The organism is Methylobacterium gossipiicola (genome assembly GCF_900113485.1).
Lineage (GTDB): Bacteria > Pseudomonadota > Alphaproteobacteria > Rhizobiales > Beijerinckiaceae > Methylobacterium > Methylobacterium gossipiicola.
On record NZ_FOPM01000068.1, the window covers coordinates 1 to 1,600 of the forward strand.

General features: G+C 64.9%; 1 protein-coding gene and 1 pseudogene. Both read left to right on the plus strand.

Features of this window, described 5'->3' with window-relative positions; genetic code table 11:
- A pseudogene (locus tag BM249_RS21830) lies at positions 1-228 on the plus strand (methyl-accepting chemotaxis protein); the annotation flags it as partial.
- A gap of 206 nt (positions 229-434) precedes the next feature.
- The coding region (locus tag BM249_RS21030; RefSeq protein WP_143103842.1) for a CHASE3 domain-containing protein at positions 435-1,600 on the plus strand (1,166 nt) is incomplete at its 3' end.

Genomic DNA, 1,600 nt, shown 5'->3' on the forward strand with positions numbered 1-1,600 from the left:
ATCTCGTACTTCCGCATCGACGAGGCCGGTTCGAGCCATGGCAACGTCGACGTGGCGGTGACGCAGCTGCGCGAGACGGCGAGCCGGATGCGGGCCCCCTCGGCGGTGGTGCGTTCGCCCAAGGTGGCGGCCACTTCGCGCCGGACGGCAGGGTCCAAGTCGGGCGGGTTCGCCTTCGACATGGGCGGCCAGGACGACCAGGACGCCGACTTCAAGCGCAGTGCCTGATTCGCCTGGGGATCGCGGGGCACCGATCTGGGCCCGCGATCCCCTCGAACGATCCTCGTTTGCCCCTCCAAACGCATGGTCGTGCGGCTCGCAGGGGCGGGGAATTCCTCACGTCGAGCCGCGTGTGGAGCGGTATTCCAAAAACAAGACTCTCACGACAACAACACAGCCGCCAAGTGCAGGAAATCTGACGAAGGGAATCGGTCATGAGCATGCTGGACAATATCTCAATACCAAAGAAACTCATCCTGACATTCTCATTGATGTTGGCGGTCGGTCTTGGCATCGACGGAATTTTGTATTGGAAGTCGGGTGAGATCCGTCAGACGGTGGGCTGGACGGATCACACCATCAAGGTCATCGACGCGGCCAATCACGCCCTCGGCGGCATGGTCGATCAGGAAACGGGTTATCGCGGCTATTTGCTCTCCGGCGACGCGAAGTTCCTGGCACCCTATCAGAAGGGGGCGGAAACCTTCAGCGCCGCCTGGCGCGAGGCCAAGGCTCTGACGCAGGACAATCCTGCGCAACAGGAGAGGCTCGAAGCCATCCACCGCATGGCGGAGGCATGGCACACCGGCGTCGCCGAGAAGGGCATCGCGCTGATGGCCGATCCCCAGACCCGCGACGCGGCGCGCCAGACCGAGATCGACGGCGCCGGCAAGGAAGCCATGGACGGCGTCCGCAGCCGGATCGCCGATATCGTCAACGCCGAGAGCGCCCTGATGCAGACCCGGCGGGAGGCCCAGAGCGCTGCCTTCGACACGACGACTCAGATGATCGTCGTCGGCATCGTCGCGAACGTGCTGATTGCCTGCGGGATCGGTCTCCTCCTGATCCGCACCGTGGCCAAGCCCGTGAACCGGGTCAGCGCCGACCTCGCCGGTCTGGCGACGCCCTTCGAGACGGATCGGAAGGACGAAGTCGGCCAGATCCAGGGCACGGCCCAGGCCGTCGAACAAGCATTTCGCGAGATTTCCGGTGTTCTCTCCGCCGCATCCGTCGGCGACTTCTCGAAATCCCTGTCGCGGGATTTCGGCGGTCTCAGCAGCGAGGTCCAGGCCAATCTCCAGACCATGACCGTCAACCTCCGGGCGGTGGCCGAAGTCGCCAAGGCGATCGCCTCGGGTGACCTGACCGTCCAAGCGAAGCCCCTCTCCGACAAGGACATGCTCGGCCTCGCCCTCGAAGGGATGCTGGATCGGCTCCGCGCCGTGGTCACGGAAGCGACCGTGGCGGCGAGCAACGTGTCGTCGGGCGCGCAGGAATTGTCGAGTTCGGCCGAGCAGCTGTCGCAGGGCTCGACGGAACAGGCGTCGTCCACGGAGGAAGCCTCGGCCTCCATGGAGGAGATGGCCGCCAACGTGAAGCA